17 protein-coding genes and 1 pseudogene are annotated in these 18,572 nt (G+C 66.9%); 9 read left to right on the forward strand and 9 right to left on the reverse strand.

Annotation, left to right across the window (positions count from 1 at the left end):
- Window positions 1–575 (forward strand): hypothetical protein (locus tag ACWCPY_RS41355; protein WP_451274087.1); only part of this gene is annotated, 575 nt, incomplete at its 5' end.
- A 76-nt stretch (window positions 576–651) separates the two neighbouring features.
- Here ACWCPY_RS41355 and ACWCPY_RS41360 read toward each other — a convergent pair.
- Entirely contained in the window at window positions 652–2,226 is a 1,575-nt protein-coding gene (locus ACWCPY_RS41360) for a hypothetical protein (RefSeq protein ID WP_451274115.1), read from the reverse strand.
- 232 nt (window positions 2,227–2,458) lie between these two features.
- Here ACWCPY_RS41360 and ACWCPY_RS41365 point away from each other — a divergent pair, with 232 nt between their 5' ends.
- Window positions 2,459–2,626 carry a hypothetical protein gene (locus ACWCPY_RS41365; protein WP_451274089.1) on the forward strand — a complete coding sequence of 56 codons (168 nt, stop codon included), beginning with the start codon at window positions 2,459–2,461 and terminating at the stop codon, window positions 2,624–2,626.
- A gap of 213 nt (window positions 2,627–2,839) precedes the next feature.
- Window positions 2,840–4,219 (forward strand): NADP-specific glutamate dehydrogenase, encoded by a 1,380-nt coding sequence (gene gdhA, locus ACWCPY_RS41370; protein WP_451274091.1) that lies wholly within the window; start codon window positions 2,840–2,842, stop codon window positions 4,217–4,219.
- A gap of 108 nt (window positions 4,220–4,327) precedes the next feature.
- Here gdhA and ACWCPY_RS41375 read toward each other — a convergent pair whose 3' ends face one another.
- Both ACWCPY_RS41375 and ACWCPY_RS41380 read right to left on the reverse strand, forming a co-directional pair.
- Window positions 4,328–4,735: a YrdB family protein gene (locus ACWCPY_RS41375; RefSeq protein ID WP_451274117.1), complete on the reverse strand. Its 408-nt coding sequence runs from the start codon at window positions 4,733–4,735 to the stop codon at window positions 4,328–4,330.
- A gap of 463 nt (window positions 4,736–5,198) precedes the next feature.
- Entirely contained in the window at window positions 5,199–5,636 is a 438-nt protein-coding gene (locus ACWCPY_RS41380) for a peptidase inhibitor family I36 protein (protein ID WP_451274093.1), read from the reverse strand.
- A 302-nt stretch (window positions 5,637–5,938) separates the two neighbouring features.
- Here ACWCPY_RS41380 and ACWCPY_RS41385 point away from each other — a divergent pair, with 302 nt between their 5' ends.
- On the forward strand, window positions 5,939–6,931 hold the full coding sequence (locus tag ACWCPY_RS41385; protein WP_451274095.1) for a hypothetical protein: 993 nt from the start codon (window positions 5,939–5,941) through the stop codon (window positions 6,929–6,931).
- On the opposite strand, the gene ACWCPY_RS41390 is transcribed toward ACWCPY_RS41385, so the two are convergent.
- Both ACWCPY_RS41390 and ACWCPY_RS41395 read right to left on the reverse strand, forming a co-directional pair.
- Window positions 6,914–7,066: a hypothetical protein gene (locus ACWCPY_RS41390; RefSeq protein WP_451274097.1), complete on the reverse strand. Its 153-nt coding sequence runs from the start codon at window positions 7,064–7,066 to the stop codon at window positions 6,914–6,916. The genes ACWCPY_RS41385 and ACWCPY_RS41390 overlap by 18 nt on opposite strands.
- A 50-nt stretch (window positions 7,067–7,116) precedes the next feature.
- Window positions 7,117–7,347: a DUF7848 domain-containing protein gene (locus tag ACWCPY_RS41395; RefSeq protein WP_451274099.1), complete on the reverse strand. Its 231-nt coding sequence runs from the start codon at window positions 7,345–7,347 to the stop codon at window positions 7,117–7,119.
- Window positions 7,348–7,683: 336 nt separating this feature from the next.
- Here ACWCPY_RS41395 and ACWCPY_RS41400 point away from each other — a divergent pair, with 336 nt between their 5' ends.
- Entirely contained in the window at window positions 7,684–8,436 is a 753-nt protein-coding gene (locus tag ACWCPY_RS41400) for a DUF6879 family protein (RefSeq protein ID WP_451274119.1), read from the forward strand.
- Between the two features lie 16 nt (window positions 8,437–8,452).
- On the forward strand, window positions 8,453–9,304 hold the full coding sequence (locus ACWCPY_RS41405) for a helix-turn-helix domain-containing protein (protein WP_451274101.1): 852 nt from the start codon (window positions 8,453–8,455) through the stop codon (window positions 9,302–9,304).
- A 12-nt stretch (window positions 9,305–9,316) separates the two neighbouring features.
- On the opposite strand, the gene ACWCPY_RS41410 is transcribed toward ACWCPY_RS41405, so the two are convergent.
- Window positions 9,317–9,529: a DUF397 domain-containing protein gene (locus ACWCPY_RS41410; RefSeq protein ID WP_451274103.1), complete on the reverse strand. Its 213-nt coding sequence runs from the start codon at window positions 9,527–9,529 to the stop codon at window positions 9,317–9,319.
- Window positions 9,529–10,374, reverse strand: a complete 846-nt coding sequence (locus ACWCPY_RS41415) for a helix-turn-helix domain-containing protein (RefSeq protein ID WP_451274105.1) — start codon at window positions 10,372–10,374, stop codon at window positions 9,529–9,531. Before ACWCPY_RS41415 ends, ACWCPY_RS41410 begins: the two co-directional genes overlap by 1 nt.
- 222 nt (window positions 10,375–10,596) lie before the next feature.
- Between ACWCPY_RS41415 and ACWCPY_RS41420 the strand changes: the two genes are divergently transcribed.
- Entirely contained in the window at window positions 10,597–11,232 is a 636-nt protein-coding gene (locus tag ACWCPY_RS41420; RefSeq protein WP_451274107.1) for an ATP-binding protein, read from the forward strand.
- A 277-nt stretch (window positions 11,233–11,509) separates the two neighbouring features.
- Entirely contained in the window at window positions 11,510–12,493 is a 984-nt protein-coding gene (locus ACWCPY_RS41425) for a YDG/SRA domain-containing protein (protein ID WP_451274109.1), read from the forward strand.
- Here the strand turns inward: ACWCPY_RS41425 and ACWCPY_RS41430 are convergent.
- Both ACWCPY_RS41430 and ACWCPY_RS41435 read right to left on the reverse strand, forming a co-directional pair.
- Complete coding sequence (locus ACWCPY_RS41430; RefSeq protein ID WP_451274111.1) at window positions 12,490–15,630, reverse strand: DUF3427 domain-containing protein; 3,141 nt, start codon at window positions 15,628–15,630, stop codon at window positions 12,490–12,492. The genes ACWCPY_RS41425 and ACWCPY_RS41430 overlap by 4 nt on opposite strands.
- Before the next feature lie 95 nt (window positions 15,631–15,725).
- Entirely contained in the window at window positions 15,726–16,235 is a 510-nt protein-coding gene (locus ACWCPY_RS41435) for a GNAT family N-acetyltransferase (protein WP_451274113.1), read from the reverse strand.
- Window positions 16,236–16,695: 460 nt separating this feature from the next.
- Between ACWCPY_RS41435 and ACWCPY_RS41440 the strand changes: the two are divergent.
- Window positions 16,696–18,572, forward strand: a pseudogene (locus tag ACWCPY_RS41440) (hypothetical protein); the annotation flags it as partial.

Consider the following 18,572-nt stretch of genomic DNA (forward strand, 5'->3'; position numbering starts at 1 on the left):
ATGAGCCGGGGCCGGGCAGGCCCCGGCTCATGCCGCCCCCGCCCCGCACTACGCTCGCAGCCATGACCGCCGCCGTCACCGCCATGATCACCGCAGTAGTCGGAGTGCTCGGCACCCTCCTCGCCCCGGTGTTCACGCAACGGCTGGCCGTGCGCCAGCGCGCCGAGGAGGCCCGACTGGCGGACGAGCAGCGGAAGTTCGAGGAGCGGCGCGCCCAGTACACGGCCATGAACCGGGCCTCCCGGCAGTTCCACACCCTCCTCAAGGACGCCCTGCACCGCATCCGTGACGACGTCTACACGGAGCAGGAGCGCACCCAGCTCGAAGAGGCCCGCCTCGACCACCGCGACCGCTACGCCGAGGCGCAGATGATCGTCCCGGAACGGATACTGCAGGCCTCCCGCGACCTCAACCGGGTGCTCGCCGCCGGCGACGCCACCGTCAAACGCCTCGACCGGGGCGTCGCCCGCGAGGGCGAGGGCGTCGAACAGGCCCTGGAGGACCTGAAGGCGGCCGACCCCTGCCTCGACACGATGCGCGAGCTGATGCGCCGGGACCTGGGCGTCACGGACTGACCCCGGGGACGGACCGAACCCCGGGGGCCGTACCCGCGAAGCCCCGCCCGCCCCGTCAGAAGCCCCGCCCGCCCCGTCAGCAGGATCCGGACGGCCACAGCCGGTAGCGCGAGTCCAGCCGGTACTCCCCGGCCCGTTCCACCGTCAGCCGGGTCCACTCGCCGTCCTGCCGCAGACACCCGCCGCCGTCCGCCCGCAGCCACGGCGAGTACGCGATCCGTACCGTCACCGACCCGGCGGCGGGCATCCGTACCACCAGGGAGGCGTCGTCCCCGCGTACGACGGCGCCCGGCGCGGAGACCAGCGGTACCGCCCCGCGCACCCGGTAGATCCGCCAGCGCGCGTCCTGCCACACCGGCTCCAGCCAGTCGGCGCCGCGCCGGACGAGCGCCGTCTCCGCCTCGGCCGGCCCGTCCGGCCTGCCGTCGTGCAGCACGACGAGGCCCACGGCCCACCGGTCCAGCCAGGCCCGGTACGCCGCCGGGGTCGGCTTCCCCTCGTAGAACAGCCGCCCGCGTTCCACGTCGAGCTGCCGGTTCCAGCCGCGCGCCATGTTCACGTACGGCGCGAGCACCGCCGCCTCGCGGTGGTTGCGGGCCGGTACGACCTCCACCCGGGTCCGCTCGGCACCGAGCCGGCGCAGCTCGGCGACCACCGCACCGGTGTGCTCCGCCCAGGCGGGCACGGTGCTGGAGACGCGCAGATCGTCATCGGTCTTGTTGACCAGCCAGCCGCAGTTGTACGCCAGCATCCCGGCGAGCAGCACGGCCTGCACCCGCACCGCCGTGCCGCCCCGCGCCCACCCGGGGCCCTTCATCAGGACGGCCGACAGCGCCGCCAACAGCACGGGCGGACCGAACAGGCCCACCAGCCGTTCCACGTTCGTCCCGATGGGGGAGGGGATCAGGAAGGTCAGCACGACGCCGGCCGCGTACACCGGGCTCGCGAGACGGACCACCCGCCAGCCGCCCTCGCGCGGCGCCGCGAGCCACAGCACCGCGCAGACCGCCAACGGCATCCACAGCTTGCTCACCGCCATCGGCTGCTCACCCGTGAACGGGAACACCACCGTCGTCGCGGCCACCACCACGAACGGCGGCGCGGAGAGCACGGCCGCCCGCCGCCACTGCCGGTCCAGCCCGTACGCCGCGCCCGCCACCACCAGGAACAGCCCCGCCACCGGACTCGCCGCCGTCGCCAGCGCCGCGCATCCGGCCGCGCATCCGGCCGCGAGGCCCGTACCGCGCCGTACGTACAGCAGCGCGACCAGCCCGATCGCGACGCCCAGCGCGAAGGTGGTGCGGCCGGACGCGACATTGCACCAGAGCGTCAGCGAACCCAGCACCGCGACCGCGGCCGGCCACCGCACCCCGCCCCGTACACAGAGCCGCCCCAGCGCCCACGACCCGCTGAGCCCCGCCGCGACGGTCACCGCCCGCACCCCGAACGCCGCCATGAGCGGCGGCGTCAGCAGGCTGTAGTTGGCGGTGTGCATCCCGCCGTACCAGGAGAGGTTGTACGCGGACCCCGGATGCCGGGCGGCGAAGCCGGCCCAGGCGAACTGCGCCGCCAGGTCACCGCCGCCGGTGGCCAGCACCCACGCCCACAGCACGTACAGCGGCACGACGACGAGCACGGCGACACCCGGCACCCACCACCGCGCCGGACCCGGGTCGGCTCCGGTGGGGCCCCGCACGCCCCGACTGTCGCGTTCCCGGTCGCGCGTCCCGGTGCCCTCGGTGATCCACACCCGGCAAACCCTAGGGCCACCGGCACCGTGGTACAGCTGGCTACACCACGCATCCGGGGGACCGGCCCATCGTGGAGGCTGTCCCGCGCCAGCAGGATGGAGGCATCACCCGGCCATGCCACGGAGGAACCCCATGAAGGCACTGCTCTGGACCGTGCTCTGCGCGGCGATCGCCGCGAACGTCTCGCTCAACATGATGGAGGACAACGGGCTGCACATCGCGCTGAGCGTGGTCTCCGGAGCGGTCGTCCTCGCGTCCGGAACGGGGCTGTGGATGCTGCGCCGCGAGGCCCGGCCGTAGAGATCGGGCCCCGTTGCACGGGTCCACTTGAAAGAACCTCCGGAGCGACTGGGAGAATACATATGCCACAACGGTTCTGTACGTCGCTTCCGTGAGCCGCAGAGCGTGCGATGTCTGGGCGACGCCCTCAATGGGGAGGGGGGACCGCTGGCGCCCCCTGGGACGGGGGGCGTCTTCGCGCGCGATGCCCATCGACGGAAGGTCTTGAACCTGATGCAGGCCACCCCTGATTCCGTAACCCCGCACGCCACCGAGAGCCGCGTCATCGAGCCGCTGTACGCCGAGATCCTCCGGCGCAACCAGGGCGAGAAGGAATTCCACCAGGCGGTACGAGAGGTCCTCGAAACCCTCGGCCCGGTCCTCGCGAAGCGGCCCGAGTTCGTGGACGCAAGGATCATCGAGCGCGTCTGCGAGCCCGAGCGCCAGCTCATCTTCCGGGTGCCGTGGTCCGACGACTCCGGCGACATCCACGTGAACCGCGGCTTCCGCGTCGAGTTCAGCAGCTCGCTGGGACCGTACAAGGGCGGGCTCCGTTTCCACCCCTCGGTCAACCTCGGCATCGTGAAGTTCCTCGGCTTCGAGCAGATCTTCAAGAACGCGCTCACCGGCATGCCCATCGGCGGCGGCAAGGGCGGCGCGGACTTCGACCCCAAGGGCCGCTCGGACGCCGAGATCATGCGGTTCTGCCAGTCGTTCATGACCGAACTCCACCGCCACCTCGGCGAGTACACCGATGTCCCCGCCGGTGACATCGGCGTCGGCGGCCGGGAGATCGGCTACCTGTTCGGCCAGTACAAGCGGATCACCAACCGCTACGAGTCCGGCGTACTCACCGGAAAGGGCCTCGGCTGGGGCGGCGCCCAGGCACGCACCGAGGCGACCGGCTACGGCTGCGTCCTGTTCACCGCCGAGATGCTGCGCAGCCGGGGCGAGTCCCTCGACGGCCAGCGCATCGTCGTCTCGGGCTCGGGCAATGTCGCGATCTACGCGATCGAGAAGGCCCAGCAGCTCGGCGCGACCGTGGTGACCTGCTCCGACTCCAACGGCTACGTCGTGGACGAGAAGGGCATCGACCTCGCCCTCCTCAAGGAGATCAAGGAGGCCGGCCGGGGCCGTGTCTCCGATTACGCGGAACGCCGCGGCGAGCACGTCAAGTACGTCCCCGGCACCGGCGTCTGGAACGTCCCCTGCGACGTGGCCCTGCCCTGCGCCACCCAGAACGAACTCCACGAGGCCGACGCCGTGGCCCTGGTGCGCAACGGCGTGAAGGCGGTCGCCGAGGGCGCTAACATGCCCACCACACCGGAGGCCGTCCGCGTCCTCCAGGAGGCGGGCGTCGCCTTCGCACCCGGCAAGGCGGCCAACGCGGGCGGCGTGGCCACCAGCGCGCTGGAGATGCAGCAGAACGCCTCCCGCGACTCCTGGACCTTCTCCCACACCGAGGAGCGCCTCGCGGAGATCATGCGCCACATCCACGACTCCTGCCACACCACCGCGGAGCGCTACGGCAGCCCCGGCAACTACGTGGTCGGCGCGAACATCGCCGGCTTCGAGCTGGTCGCGGACGCGATGCTGGCACAGGGCCTGATCTGACCCGGCACGCTTGACGCCACCGTGGCCCGGCCGCTCGGACGAACTCCAGCGGCCGGGCCACGGTCATACGGGCAGGCAACGAAGTCGACCGGGGTCCACCCGGCCACGTCAGCCGGACGCGACCGGACCGCGTCGCCGGAAGGTCTCCGCCAGCCCCGTGTTCACGACCACCACCACCCCGAAGACCACCGCCGCCCCCGAATGCCCCACCGCGTGCACCGCGTACACACCGCACCCGAGCACCACCGCCTTGACCAGCAGAACCCCCACGAGCGGCGGCCGGAAGCGGGCCCGGGGCGCGGCGAACATCCCCCACACCACGGCGGCGACCACAGGCGCCCCGACCCCCAGCAGCACCCGGGAGACCACACCGCCCCCCGTGACCGACCCCCACCAGGCCAGGGCTCCCAGCGCCGCCAACTCGACGACGAACGCAAGCAGTTCATTGGCCATGAACCAGGCCGGACCCGTCGGGGCGGCGGGGGCGGCGGGAGCGCTGCGGCCTTCGCCGGTCATCGGTACCTCCAGCATGGTGGCCGAGGTCACGACGGCCGTCTCTTCTCCTAGCAGGGCAAATTGTGCCAGCAGAGTCGACGGGTTGTGCCTGCCCGGACCGATGCTCCCGAGGCGGTTGCCACGGGGGCAAGCACCGATCGTTCCAAGAACGGGAAACCCCCTCGGGTTCCCCATCTGACCCGGGCCGATCCGCGAACGTCCTCCGCCTGCACGGCGGCGGAGCCCATGCGGCTCCGAAGCGGGGCACGCTCACGAGACATCACGGGCGTGGCGAGCCTGACTCGAACGCGCGCAGTGATCTGTGCGCCGGACCGCCCGCAGGTCTCTCGGCAGGGGGCCGGGGACCGGAAGGGGCCGGGGACCGGAAGGGGGTCGGGGACCAGAAGGGGAGCGACAGCTGTCACTTCGGTCCCCGACCCTGCTCAGCCATCCGGAACGCGGATCCGGCCGGTCGCGGCCGGTGCTACGCCCAGGCGATGAAGTCGACCGTGTCGTTCGTCTCCCGGGGCTCCTGGAGGGACTGGTGCGGGTACAGCGGACGGAACTGGTCCTTGTCCCTGTCGATGAGAATGGTGAGGTGGCTGGTGTTGTTTACCCAGGAGGAGACTTCGTTGGCCGCGGTGGGTCCGTTGACGCCACCGCTCATGGGCAGCTCGCGCAGGTCGACGTCGTAGCCGGCGCCGACGCCGTAGGCCGGACCCCGGTTGTTGTAGTCGCGGTACAGACACAGGGTGGCCGGCGGGCACGGCTCGCCGTCCTTGAGCTTGATCACACCGGGCGGCAGGTGGCTGGGGGCGGCGTCGGCCGTGCCGGTGCCGGGGAGCAGGGCGATGGCCGCAGCCGCGGCTGCCGTGGCGGCCACGCGGGCCAGTCTGCCGGGGCGCTGGAACCTGGTCGTCATCTCTTCGTCTCTCCAAAGGGCTGACCGAGAACCGTGGATTCCACGGTGGGGAGGGGGGTCTCCACCCCGAAGAGAAGTTACTGTCTGTATCGGTAATGTGACTGTATGTGGTTGTGATGGCGCGTCGGTCACCCTCGATCGGACCATCGTTCTTCCGGCGGGCGCATCATGCGAAGAGGGTGCGGTACGGTGACGACGTCATCACGCTCTGTGTGTTCGCATGCACATGGGGCGGCCCCCGGCGGTGCACCAACACCATTCCGAGGGCCTACACCACCAGTGGAATCCAGAGGCCACCGGAAATGTTGCGTCATGCTATCGCGCCCTCTGCGCGCTATACGAAGGCATCGAACGATGTCATCCGCCACCCGCGTCTGAACAGCGACGCGAAGATCCTGCTCCTGTACGTACAGGGCCTCCCCGACGGTGCCACCTTCAAGCCCTTGGGCGAACTGGCCCAGAAGCTGGGCATCAAGGGCCGCGCGTACCAGAAGGCGAAGCGGCTGCTGGTCGAGAACGGCTACGTACACGAGTGGCGCAGCCAGGCCGACGGCGGCCGCTGGGTCACCGAGCAACTCGTCACGAACAGCGCCCTGTCGAGCGAGCAGGCGGCCCACGTACGAGGAACCGCACCGGCCGCCTCGCCCGTCGCGGTGCCACCGAGCAGGCACTTACCGACGGTCGGTGTACCGAGCGCCCGGACGGCCGGTGGCTATGAACCGGTAGAAGACCACAGTGATGAAACCACTCCCCACCCACCCTCCGAACCCGCTGACCCCTGCGAACCGGACCACCCGGCCCCAACAACGGCGGACCCCGCCCTGCTGGCGCGCGCCGAACGCGTCCTGCTCTCCCTGCGCCACTCCCGCCGCGAACTGCACCTGGGCGTACGCGAGGCCGCCAGGCTGGCCGTCGATGCGGTCAAGTGGCTGGAGCGCGGCCTGAGCGAGTCCGACCTGCGCCAGGCCCTGCTCGCCGAACGCCCGGGAGAGGGCGTGCGCTCGGCCGTCGGCTTCCTCCGCTACCGCCTGGCCCAGAAACTCCCCGAACCCCGGACGTCCCCCGAGTCCTATGACCCCACACGTCCCCGCGAACTGATCGAATGCCAGGGCCCGGGCGAGGCACACACCTTCCGCCCCCTGCTGGACGAGACGGAATGCACCCGGTGCCGTCTGATCGCAGCGAACGCCATGTACGCCGCACCCCCCACCCCGGAGCCCGATCCCCTGCCGTGGCGAGAACGCTTCGCAAGGATCAACACCACACCGGCGACAGCGCTACCGGGCGAGGCCTGACGGCTGCCGCGCCTTCTCCAGGTAGTACGTGCTGCGGCTGTCGGGGTCACTGAAGAAGACCTGCAAGGACACGTGCCGACCGTCGCTCCGGCCCATGGGCCGGTCGGTCAGCTCCCGCGTACCGGTGCCGGACATCCGCCCCGGATTGTCGAAGTCGAATTCCTGCCCGTCGAGTGCACCTCGGCTCAGTCGCGCACAACCACGGCGAACGACGTTCGGATACGACGAAAGCTCTTGTGTCCGCTGAGCCCGGTGTGGCCCATGCACTCCACATCGACGCTCGCCGAGTCCGTCGAAGGCGCCGCGGCCCAGCTGCACCAGAGGCATTCGGCTTCGAACGTGGTGTCCGTATCCGGGTGCTCGGTGATGCGATGCAGAACGTAGCGGTACGCGGTGCGCACCCGGAAGGCCGTCACGGGTGCTCATCCTGGTGTCGCCGCAGTTCAACATTGCAGTCGGTGACCGTTGACCAGTCACTCGATCCGGCAGCCCTCTTGCGTTCTCGTACGAGCGCTCCGCACACATCGCACCCAGCCTTGGGTTGGGGCGCAGCTGGAGGGGTCACCGTGTGCACTGGCGCGGCCATCGTCGTCCTGGGTTCACTCACGAAGGAGACGCTAGGCAAGCCCTGTTGGCGGAGCGACTCGATATTCTCGAATATTCTCGCGTCGGCTCCAGTCATGCATCGACATTGCCGGACGGCAGCGGAGACCCTTCAGCCGGGAGAGATTCCGAACGGGAGGCAGGTCGGCATGGCACGCAGACTGCGGTTCAACGGCACGGGCAGCGGCGGCACGGGATGCCCTTCGCTCCACGAGGATCTCGACAGCCGCGAAGTCATCGTTCATGGACCACCACTCAGCGATCCCGAGGACGTGGCCCAGCTGCAGCACCTGTCGGACGGTGAAGTGGCCGTCGTCGTACCGAGGGAACTCCTGGTCGACTATGCGCCGAGGGACGCCACCCGGGTAGCGAGAATCATTGACCTGGACGAGTTCGAGAACCTGTTCAGGACGTTCAAGCACACGGCATGGCGACTGGAGACCCGGCGGCGCTACGCAAGCGACGAAGGCGCCGACACCTACCGGCAGTTCACCGAGACCGGTACCGCAGATTGGGACTTCGAAGATCCGTACTGCGCCATGATCCGAGCCCAGACGGCGCAGGGCAAACGGGTCGAACGAGTCCGCATCGTCGACGCCCCGCCGACCCCCGGTCAGCTCTACCTCCTCGACAACGCCAAGCGAAACACCCTCCTCGGCGAGGACATCAGAAATATGCGGAGGAATGAAGCGGCACGGTTCGGCCTGCCGGAGGAGGACTTCTGGATCTTCGACTCGCGACTCGTGGCGCGGCTGAACTTCGGACCCGACGATCAGCTCATGGATGTCGAACTCATCACCGAGCCGGCAGAAGTGGTGCGCTGCTCCCTGGCCCGCGACGCAGCATGGCATCACGCGGTCCCGCATGAGATCTTCGCGACCGACATCGATCGGCTCGACTGAAAGCTGCGCTGAACCGGTGAGTACGGACTACCAACAGGCACGGGCGGCCCTGGGCACCAGGCTCCGGGAGCTGCGCACCACGTGCCCAGGTGGGCGGCTCACCGGTGCAGAACTGGCTGCGCGCCTGGGATGGACCCAGTCCAAGATCAGCAAGCTGGAGAACGGCCGTCAGACCGCGTCCCCCGAGGACCTGCGGCTGTGGGCCGTTGCCACCGGCCATCCGGAGGTGTGCGAGGAACTGAAAGCCCGCCTACGTGGATTCGAGTCACACGTACGCTCATGGCGACGGCAGCTCGCTTCCGGCCACCGCCCGGTGCAGGACACCTGGAACGAACTGGTTGCCGGTGCCACGACCATCCACGAGTGGGAACCGGCCATGGTGTCGGGCATGCTCCAGACAGCCGACTACGCGCGCCATGTCTTCCTCAGGTACGCGGAGCTTCAGAACTCGGCCCGAGACACGGAAGCAGCCGTCCGGTCCCGAATGAAGCGGCAGGAGTGGCTGTACCGCCCGGGCAAACGACTCCACGTCCTCATCTGGGAAGCCGCACTGCACACCTTGATCTGCCCTCCCCACGTACTCGCCGCCCAGCTGGACCGCCTGGCAGGAGTCATCGGCATGGACACCGTCCACCTCGGGATCGTCCCCCTCCACGCGCCGGTGAAGGTCCCTCCGGCCAACGGCTTCTGGTGCTTCGACGGCCGCCTCGTGGTCACCGAGGACTGGCACGCGGAGCTGTGGTTGGACGACGCCGATTCCGTCACCACGTACCAGCGGGTGTGGCAGACACTGAGCGAATCCGCCGTGTTCGGAGCCGAGGCCCAACACGTGATCGCCCAGGCACGTCGGAGCATCGACGGTCGCTGACGTGCCTCGTGGCTACGCGTGCTCTGTGAGGACCCTGCACTCGGAATTTCGCAAGCTCCGTACGAACTCGGCCCAGGCGCCTCGCTGCACCATCAGCCGAGCCTCCCGGGGCCGCTTCGAGTCACGCACACCGATGACCGACGCCAGGTCTGCGACCTCGACACACTCTGTGCCGCTTCCGCCGCTGTACGACGACTTGAACCAGCGTGCTTGTCCCTGATCCATCAAAGCTCCCCACAGACTCGATTCAGGAGCGCGGCAGACAGATCGATATCCAACGCCTGCGCACGCAGGTACTCGAACGCCAATTTATAGCGCGCAAGTTCCTGCGGCTTCTCCATGAAGAGGCCACCGCCGATGATGTCCACGTACACGACGTCAAGTTCGGGTGCGGGGCCACCAAGGACGACGAAGCTGCCGACCGCTGCTGCGTGAGCACCTGCTTCGAACGGCAGTATCTGCACAGTGATGTGCGGCTGGGTGGCGAGTTCGCACAGATGCTTCAGCTGCTCCCGCATGACCTCGCGGCCACCCACGATGCGCCGGATGACTGCTTCATCAATTACTGCCCAGATGTGCGGTGGCTCGGCCCGAGCGAGGAGTTCTTGCCGCCTCATGCGGATGTCCACCATGTGGCGGATCTCCTGGTCAGTGCATCGCCTCTCCGAGGCGCGATGCACCGCTTCTGCGTACTGGCGTGTCTGAAGCAGGCCGGGCACGTACATGCAGGCGTAGTGGTCCTCGCTGATCACCTCGTCTTCGAGCGTCAGCATGAGGTTCATCGACTCGGGAATCGGGTCGGCCAACGAGCGCCACCAGCCCTGAATTTTGGCTCCCTTGGCCAGCTCGACCAGCGATGCACGCTCCTGGTCGGAAGCACCATACTCGCGGCACAGGGCGTCGACGGCTGGCCACTTGACCGTGCCTTCCTTCTTCTCGTAACGGCTCAAGGTTGCCTTGGAGATGCCAACCCGAGCTCCGGCCTCTTCCAGCGTGAGGCCTCTGTGTTCGCGCAGGCGGCGCAGGTCTGCGCCGAGTTGGCGTCTACGGGTGGTCGGTCCGACTGGCATGGCTGTGGCCCCTCGCGTTGATCCTCATGAGCGTGCATCGTGTGGAGCGCATTGAGCAAGGCAGCGCACTTCGGGGGCGTGCGTTGAGTGGTGTGCTCCCACCGAGGCTAGATGAGAGTTCCATTTTGAGAGTTTCACTGTCACGGTATGAGAGGCGATGGGCGCATACGGTGACCATCTCGTAGTGCAGGGGTGATTGGCATGGGCGAGTGTCGTTTTGAGATGGACAGAAAGGCATGGGACCTGGCGTTCCTGGCCGAGGCTGAAGAGCTCGCCGGCCTGCGGCGAGTGATGCGATTGCACCTAGAGCTCTGGGGTTTGCCGGGGGTTGTCCATGCGGCGCAGATCTGCGTTACGGAACTGGTCGCAAACGTGGTTACGCACGTGGGCCCAGGTACGCCGTGTTGTCTGGCCGTCTCTATGAATGACGACCGCCTTCGCGTCGAAGTGAGCGACCCTGATCTGCAAGGAATTCCAACACTCGTTGCGGCAGCGGAGGGGAGTGAGGCGGGGAGGGGGATGGCTCTCGTGGACGCCGTGGCGGATCGCTGGGGCGTCATCCTTCGGGGTGACTCAAAAGTCACTTGGTGTGAGTTGCCCACTGGCCTTCGGTCATCAAGTGATCACGTTGACAGCCCGCAAGTTGCCAAGGCCGAAGCCTTGTTGAATCTCTGCGGGCTCGGGAGCATCCGAGTGAGTGCCCGTCGTCACCGGCTGAGCTTGGCCTTGGGGAGGGAGTTGGCAATCGACCTAATTGTCGACCTTCTCCATTGGCTCCGCGCCCATGGCTGCGATCCGGACGACGCCCTCGACTGCGCGCAAACGCACTTCGAGGCCGCGGTGGTTGACCTGGCGTAAAGCGCTCTGCGTCCGTGTGGCCTGTCGCAAACGGTGGGGAGGGGCGCGAAGCTACTCGTGTCCCTTCACGAGGGTGCTGAGGCTCATCCCAGTGAGTAGCTCAAGTCGATGGCTGACGTCTCCCTCTGGCTGCGCGCGCGGCGAGGGGCCCTCCGCGGTCTCGTAACGACTCAACTAGTGGTTGCTTTCAAGACAAGTGACAAGTGGATCAGGCCACTCGGCCTCGCGATGGGGCAAGAGTGATTGAAATTGATCAAATGCTCGGAAGCATGTTCGCATGGCTGCGTACAGAGCGTTCTTCGGACATGTGGATCAGTTTCCTCCGGGCGTCCATTTTGAATCCCGGCAGGCTGTCAAGGATGCCAAGCTTCACAAGGAGCGCGAGGCGGGAATCTCGTGGGGGCTTGACGCCGGCGGGGAGAGGGCCGCTGATGCGATCGTGCTAAATCAGGGCTATGAAGACGATCTTGACAATTGGGATGAGGTCATCTACACAGGCGCTGGTGGCCGGGATCGGAACACTGGTCGGCAGATCGAGGATCAGACCTGGGAGAACCGGGGGAACGCGGGTCTTCGGAGGAGTCGGATATCGGCTCACCCCATACGGGTCATCCGAGGCAGTGAGGGGGAGCGAGACTACTCTCCTGCGAGCGGGTACCGATATGACGGTCTCTACGAGGTTGCCGAGGAGTGGACCGAAGTCGGCAAGGCAGGCTTTCGGATCTGTCGGTTCAGACTGCGTCGCCTCCCAGCTGAAGCGCAGGAACTTACGCCCATTGAGCAGCAGCTCCGAGATGTCCTCGACCAACAAGACGAAGGTGCGGCTGGCCAGAACAGCGCTGACGAGCCTGAGACGGCTACGCGGCGCCGGACGACCACGGTCGAACGCATCGTCCGAGACACGGCTGTTGTTCGCCGGGTCAAGCGGTGGCATGAGTACACATGCCAGATCTGTGGCCTGGCGCTGACAGTTGGGGCCGAGGGCAAGAGCTACGCCGAGGGAGCGCACATACAAGCACTTGGCGGCTCGGCCGGGGGGCCTGATGTCGAGGGGAACGTCTTGTGTCTATGCCCTAACTGCCACGTGCGACTCGACCGTGGCGCCCTCTACCTGACCGATGATCTCCATGTTGTGGATCGCTATGCAGAAGGCCTGACCCCGCGTTCGATTCCGTTGAGGACGGTGGAACGGCACCACATTAGGAAGCGATTCCTGCGAGCGCATCGCCGCTTCTGGCGCATAGGCGAACCGGATCGCTAACCCGCGGCGATCGCTGAGTAGGTCCACACGTCAGCTGGCATCTCGTGACGGAGGTCCCAGACGATCCCCATGGGCTTGCTGCCCTTGTGTTCGACGTACTCGGCAGGGCCAAGGAGCATCCACGGCTGAGGCCCGCCGATGTCCGTCTTCTTGTATCGGCGGACGAAGAGGAGGACGTGGGTGCCTCCTTCCTTGTGGTTCTGGTAGCGGATGCCGGTGGGGGACGTCTCTGAGGTCTGGTTCTGGGACTCCCAGTGGAACAGGTGCTCGTTCCGGGCGTAGTCCTTGTAGCGAGTCTCCGGTGAGAAGTCCTTCTCGTCCTTTTCGAGGGTGATGAGCAGTGCATCGGTCTGGATGTTCTCGCACCACTTCACGCCCTCGCGGAAGTGCCCCGGCATGAAGCCCCCCAGGTAGGACTGTCCGAGGGCGGGGAGGATCTCTTCGCGGCTATACGAGGAGTGGACCGACAGCGCTAGGCTCGCATGCTCGCCGAGCAGCGGGACGGGTACGTGGTCAGCCTGGTCGAGAACGTGAGCGAGGACCTGTCGGAGTTCGTCGCGGAAGGCGTGTTGCGGGCGGAGAGTGTCGAAGCCCTCCTGGTAGCTGTTGAAGCTGCCGCCCAGTGGCCACAGCGAGAAGAAGAACATCCGGGCGAAGGCCTGCTCTTGCTCGCTGAGATCGCTGTACACGGGTGCATCATCGGTGAGCAGCTTGCTGTACGCGGCGACTCGAAGCGGGTCATCAACGTGGAGGAAAGCTGAGACGCGCTTCAGCAGTGAGGCTTCACCGTCTGGCCCGGATGCGGGGAGAAGCTTGGCCCGGCGGAGTAGACCCGTCCATGAGTTTCCGTTGCCCCGGTACAACTCCTTGAGCTCGCGACGGCTCTCCCGGAGGTAGCTGGCGAGTCGCGGCTCGGCGTAGTCGGCAACCTCGCGGGCAAGTTGTGTGACGTTGACGCTGATCTGGCTGCGGATGTTGTCAATGATCAGTTCCTTGGCCTTTGACTCAAGGATGATCTGGCAACCAGAAGGCAACTGCGGGAAGTCATGCTCGATGTTGGAGAGCAGACGATTACGGGTGAGGTTGGTCAGCGCGCGGAACTGCTCCTCGAAGCGGAACTCCTTGCGGTGCTGGCCAATGAAGTCCAGGACCGTGAGGACTGCCTTGTCCTCAGTCCGCCGCAGGCCCCGCCCCAACTGCTGCAGAAATACAGTGGCGCTGGAGGTGGGACGCAGAAGGAGCAGGGTGTCGACGTCAGGGATGTCGAGGCCCTCGTTGAACAGGTCGACAGAGAAGATGACTTGGAGCGTTCCTGCCTTGAGCCTGTCCAGGGATTCCTTGCGCTCATGGCGTGGGGTCTCGCCTGACAGGGCCACCGCGTTGAGGCCGGCTCGGCGGAAGAAGTCGGCCATGAAGGCTGCATGCGCGACTGACACACAGAAGCCCAAGGCACGCATCGAGCCGGGGTCAGCAACCTTGTCCCTCACGGCCTGCACGACGAGCCTGGCTCGTGCGTCATTGCCAGTGAAGAGATTGCTGAGGTCCGTGGCGTCGTACGATCCCCGCTTCCAGGCGATAGCGCTCATGTCGGTGTTGTCGGTGACGCCGAAGTAGTGGAAGGGGCTGAGGAGGTCGTTCTCCAGCGCTTCCCAAAGGCGCATCTCTGCGGCGATCCGGCCGTCAAAGAACTCATCCTGGATGTTCAGGCCATCCATGCGTTCCGGGGTTGCCGTCAGCCCAAGAAGCTCCCGAGGCTCGAAGTGATCCAGGATCCTCCGGTACGTCGGGGAGGTGCCGTGATGGAACTCGTCGATCACGATGACATCGAAGTGATCTGGGGCGAGGCTCTCCAGCGCACGCGAGTGGAGTGATTGGACGCTACCGAAGACGTGTGTCCAGTTATCTGGGATCTCCCCACCGACCAGGAGCTCGCCGAAGTTCGCGTCCACCAGAACGTTCTGGTAGACGCGCAGAGACTGTTCCAGGATCTCCTTGCGGTGAGCGACGAAGAGCAGGCGCGGATCACGGCCCAGCGTCCGCCGCAGGCGCTTGAAGTCCAGTGCCGCCATCACGGTCTTGCCGGTGCCCGTAGCCGCAACAAGGAGATTGCGGTGCCTGTCGTGGACGATGCGTTCCACTTCGAGGCGTTCCAGCATGTCGCGTTGGTGGGGGTATGGGCGGACTTCGAGTCCAGAGAGTGTGATGGCGGGCCCTTCGCTCCGGTGTGAGCCACCGGCCTGAGAGAGGGCTTCATCGAGTCGTGCAGCGTCACTGTCAGGGTCGTACGGCTCGAAGGAGCGCTCGCTCCAGTACGCATCAAATGTGGCCTCGAACTTACGGATGACCGGAGGCGTAGCAACTGACGAAAGTCGCACGTTCCATTCGAGCCCGTCGAGCAATGCAGCCTTGGACAGGTTCGAACTGCCCACGTACGCCGTATCGAAGCCACTGCTGCGACGGAAAAGCCATGCCTTGGCGTGCAGGCGAGTCGAGCGGAGCTCGTAGTTGACCTTCACTTCAGCGCCGAATTCACGGACCAGACGGTCCAACGCGCGGCGCTCGGTTGCACCGATGTAGGTGGTTGTGAGCACGCGGATAGGGACGCCTCGATCGCGCGCGGAGGCGAGCGACTGCTCAAGGACTCGCAGTCCATGCCACTTCACAAAGGCGCAGAGAAGGTCGATGCGGTCTGCCGTAGCCAACTCGGCTCGAAGCTCAAAGCCCAGGCTCGGGTCTTCGGGGGAATTGGTGATCAGCGCTGTCTCAGAGAGCGGCGTTGCCGGGCGAATCGCGTAGACACCGGGAACCTCTGGCTCTGCGACCGCAAGTAGCTGTCGCGGCCCTTCGATGACGAGGTCAATCCACTCGGTCGAGCCTTCGATGGTGCTGAGCGAATCCAGGATGTGGTTCGCGGCAACCACCTGCTCCGCAGGTGAGAGGCCCTGGAGGACTCGTCGCACGACGCCGGCAATGTGGCGAGTCAGCACGGTTGGTACAGATTCAGCGCCCACCACTTCGTCGATGGAGCGCCAGCCCGCGGAGTCGAACTGCTTCATGCGATCTTCGAGGCGTTGGGTGATTAGCGTCTCGTACAGCCCAGCGATCGGAGCCGTGTTGCCTGCCACTTCGTTGGGCATGACGCAATCCCCTCACCTTGCCAGCTACGCATGCAGTTGTATCAAGTGGGACTGACAAACCACCGGTCGCATTCGCCCCCGCCTGAGGACGATGGCTACCGGGCCCCGTACTCGGGACCTGTACGCAGGTCCCGTGCGTACCCCAAGCCCGGCCGCCCGCTCAGCTGGACCTCTTCTCCCGTCGGGACGAAGCCCGTGCGGGTCAGGACCGTGCGGGAGGGCGTGTTGTCGAGGGCGGCTGCCGCGCGGAGGGTGGTCAGGGCGTATTCGGTGGCTGCCAGGGCGCAGAGGTGGAGGACGGTGGCCGTGGCCAGGCCTCGGCGGGCGGCCTTCTCGGCCATGCGGAAGCCCAGATCGGCGGAGCCGTCCTCGACATCCACCAGGTTGAAGCGGCCCAGGATCTCGCCGTCGGTGTCGACCAGGACGTGGAAGTGGCAGATTCCGGCGGCCTGTTCGGTGAGCAGGGCGGAGAGGCGGGCGTCGAAGTCGGTGAAGTAGGCGTCGCCCCGGTCCGGTACGGACGCGGCGAAGAACGCGCGGTTCTCCTGCTCGAACGTGAGCAGGGCAGATGCGTGGTCGGGGCGTAGGCGCTGGAGTTCGGGCATGGCAGAACCCTACGGATTTCGGGTCGCTCGGTGGATTTCTTTTATCTGTGCGGCTCCGGAGACGGGTGCTCCTGTGGATTCCGGGAGCAGATGCCCGGCCGCCCTCCCGGGCAGCGGACGCTGCCCGATCGGGCAGGGCCCTCGTGCCGTAGGTGCCGGTGGTCCCTGCCCCGGGCGCGGTGCGCCTGTTCTGCGTACCGCGTGGGTGCTGCGCACACCCTGGGACGGCGACAGGGCACAGGTGCGGCCGGGAGGGCGGATGAGGGAGGTTCCGGAGAAGGACCCCGCCTCCGCTGCCGGCCGTGGGGGTGCACCCCAGCGGGAGGACGTGACAGTCACGCCCGAAGTGTCTCGTTCGCAGGCACCCCCGCCCCGTCGGCCGTCCGGGGGGCGCCCCGTCCCGGACCCGCGTGGTCTTCAGCGTCTGCAGCGTGCGGCGGGGAACGCGGCCGTGTCGCGGCTGGTCGCGCAGCGGTATACGGCGCCGGTGAAGCCGGCTCCGGCCCAGGCGTCCGGTTTCCGCAAGGTCAAGGCGGATGTGGCGGCGAAGAAGGTCCGCCTGTCCCATCACGCTCCCGCTGCCGCCGAGTCGAAGTCGGCGCAGGACGCGGCGGTGGCGCCGCCGGACGACAAGGAGGCGCAGGGCAAGGCGGCGAACGCGGAGAAGATGAACGCCGCCAAGCCCGGTGAGTTCAACAAGCAGGCGTTCATCGACGCGGTGAACAAGGCGATCGACGCCCAGGCCCCGAAGAATCTCGACGACGCCGACAAGTTCTCCAAGTCCGGTAAGGCGGACAGGATCAAGGGTGAGGTCGACGGGAAGGTCAAGGACGGGAAGGAGTCCTCGGCCAAGGACATCGACACGGCGACGAAGGCCCCGCCCGATACGTCGGCGGCCAAGGACAAGCCCGTCACGCCGATGACCTCGGATCAGGCGCCGGGCAATCCCGGTGCTCCGTCCGCGGTGGATGCCGTGCCCGCTCAACAGCCGGCCTCCGTGACGGACTTCTCCGAGGGGCCGGCGGCCAACGACAAGGCGATGGCGGACGCGGAGGTCACCGAGGACCAGCTCGCCAAGGGCAACGAGCCCGAGTTCGACCAGGCGCTCTCGGCGAAGAAGACCGCCGAGACCGATTCTGCGAAGGCTCCCGCCAAGGGCAGGGCGGCCGAGGCCCAGCAGCTGAGTACTGCGAAGGCGGGGGCGGCGGCCTCCGGGGCGCAGGCGATGAACGCGCTGACCGCGACCCGGGCTTCGGCGGGCAAGCAGGTCGACGGCGGCAAGGGCGAGACGAAGTCGAAGGACGAGAAGAAGCGCGCCGAGGTGACGGCGAAGCTCCAGAAGGTCTACGACGGGACGAAGAAGGACGTCGAGGAGACCTTGTCCGGGCTGGACAAGAAGGTCGACGACAAGTTCACCTCGGGCGAGAAGGCGGCCCGGGACGCGTTCACCGCCGACCACAAGCGTCGGATGAAGGCGTACAAGGACAAGCGGTATTCGGGGTGGACGGGCAAGGCCCGCTGGGTCAAGGACAAGTTCGCGGGCCTGCCCAAGGAGGCCAACAACCTCTACCAGGAGGCCCGCAAGCTCTACGTCTCCCGGATGCAGGGCGTCATCTCGTCCGTGGCCGACATCATCGGCGCCGAGCTCGGCAGGGCGAAGGCCCGTATCGCCAAGGGGCGGTCGGAGCTGAAGGCCGAGGTCGACAAACTCCCCGCGGACCTGCGCGAGTTCGGTGAGGACGCGGCGAAGGACTTCGCGGGAAAGTTCGACGACCTCGAAGCCACGGTGAACGAGAAGTCCGAACAGCTCGTCCAGGACCTGGCCACGAAGTACACCGCCGCGCTGAACAAGGTCGACGAGGAGATCAAGAAACTCCAGGAAGCCAACAAGGGGCTGATCGACAAGGCGAAGGACGCAATCGTCGGCGTCATCAAGACGATCAACGAGCTGAAGAACCTCCTGCTCGGCATCCTCGCCAAGGCCGCCTCCGCGATCATGAAGATCATCAAGGACCCCATCGGGTTCCTGGGCAACTTCGTCAGGGCGGTCGGCGCCGGCCTCAACCTCTTCATCACCAACGTCGCCGAACACCTCAAGACAGGTGTCGTGTCCTGGCTGCTGGGCACCGCGGTCAAAGCGGGCCTCGAACTCCCGCAGAAGTTCGACCTCAAGGGCATCATCCAGCTCATCGGCTCCCTCCTCGGCCTGACCTGGGCCAACATCCGCGCCCGCATCACCCGTAAGGGCATCCCCGACCAGGCCATGACCGCCGTCGAGTCCTCCGTCCCCGTCGCGAAGAAACTCGCCACCGAGGGCCCCGCCGGAGCCGTCAAGGA

This window comes from Streptomyces sp. NPDC002403 (assembly GCF_053593015.1).

Excerpts from the sequence above, each read along its gene's own strand:
- ACWCPY_RS41430 (WP_451274111.1), bottom strand. The coding sequence starts at position 15,630 with ATGCCCAACGAAGTGGCAGGCAACACGGCTCCGATCGCTGGGCTGTAC.
- gdhA (WP_451274091.1), top strand. The coding sequence starts at position 2,840 with ATGCAGGCCACCCCTGATTCCGTAACCCCGCACGCCACCGAGAGCCGC.
- ACWCPY_RS41415 (WP_451274105.1), bottom strand. The coding sequence starts at position 10,374 with ATGCCAGTCGGACCGACCACCCGTAGACGCCAACTCGGCGCAGACCTG.
- ACWCPY_RS41390 (WP_451274097.1), bottom strand. The coding sequence starts at position 7,066 with ATGTCCGGCACCGGTACGCGGGAGCTGACCGACCGGCCCATGGGCCGG.
- ACWCPY_RS41400 (WP_451274119.1), top strand. The coding sequence starts at position 7,684 with ATGGCACGCAGACTGCGGTTCAACGGCACGGGCAGCGGCGGCACGGGA.
- ACWCPY_RS41410 (WP_451274103.1), bottom strand. The coding sequence starts at position 9,529 with ATGGATCAGGGACAAGCACGCTGGTTCAAGTCGTCGTACAGCGGCGGA.
- ACWCPY_RS41425 (WP_451274109.1), top strand. The coding sequence starts at position 11,510 with ATGGCTGCGTACAGAGCGTTCTTCGGACATGTGGATCAGTTTCCTCCG.
- ACWCPY_RS41385 (WP_451274095.1), top strand. The coding sequence starts at position 5,939 with ATGTTGCGTCATGCTATCGCGCCCTCTGCGCGCTATACGAAGGCATCG.
- ACWCPY_RS41375 (WP_451274117.1), bottom strand. The coding sequence starts at position 4,735 with ATGACCGGCGAAGGCCGCAGCGCTCCCGCCGCCCCCGCCGCCCCGACG.
- ACWCPY_RS41365 (WP_451274089.1), top strand. The coding sequence starts at position 2,459 with ATGAAGGCACTGCTCTGGACCGTGCTCTGCGCGGCGATCGCCGCGAAC.
- ACWCPY_RS41380 (WP_451274093.1), bottom strand. The coding sequence starts at position 5,636 with ATGACGACCAGGTTCCAGCGCCCCGGCAGACTGGCCCGCGTGGCCGCC.
- ACWCPY_RS41435 (WP_451274113.1), bottom strand. The coding sequence starts at position 16,235 with ATGCCCGAACTCCAGCGCCTACGCCCCGACCACGCATCTGCCCTGCTC.
- ACWCPY_RS41420 (WP_451274107.1), top strand. The coding sequence starts at position 10,597 with ATGGACAGAAAGGCATGGGACCTGGCGTTCCTGGCCGAGGCTGAAGAG.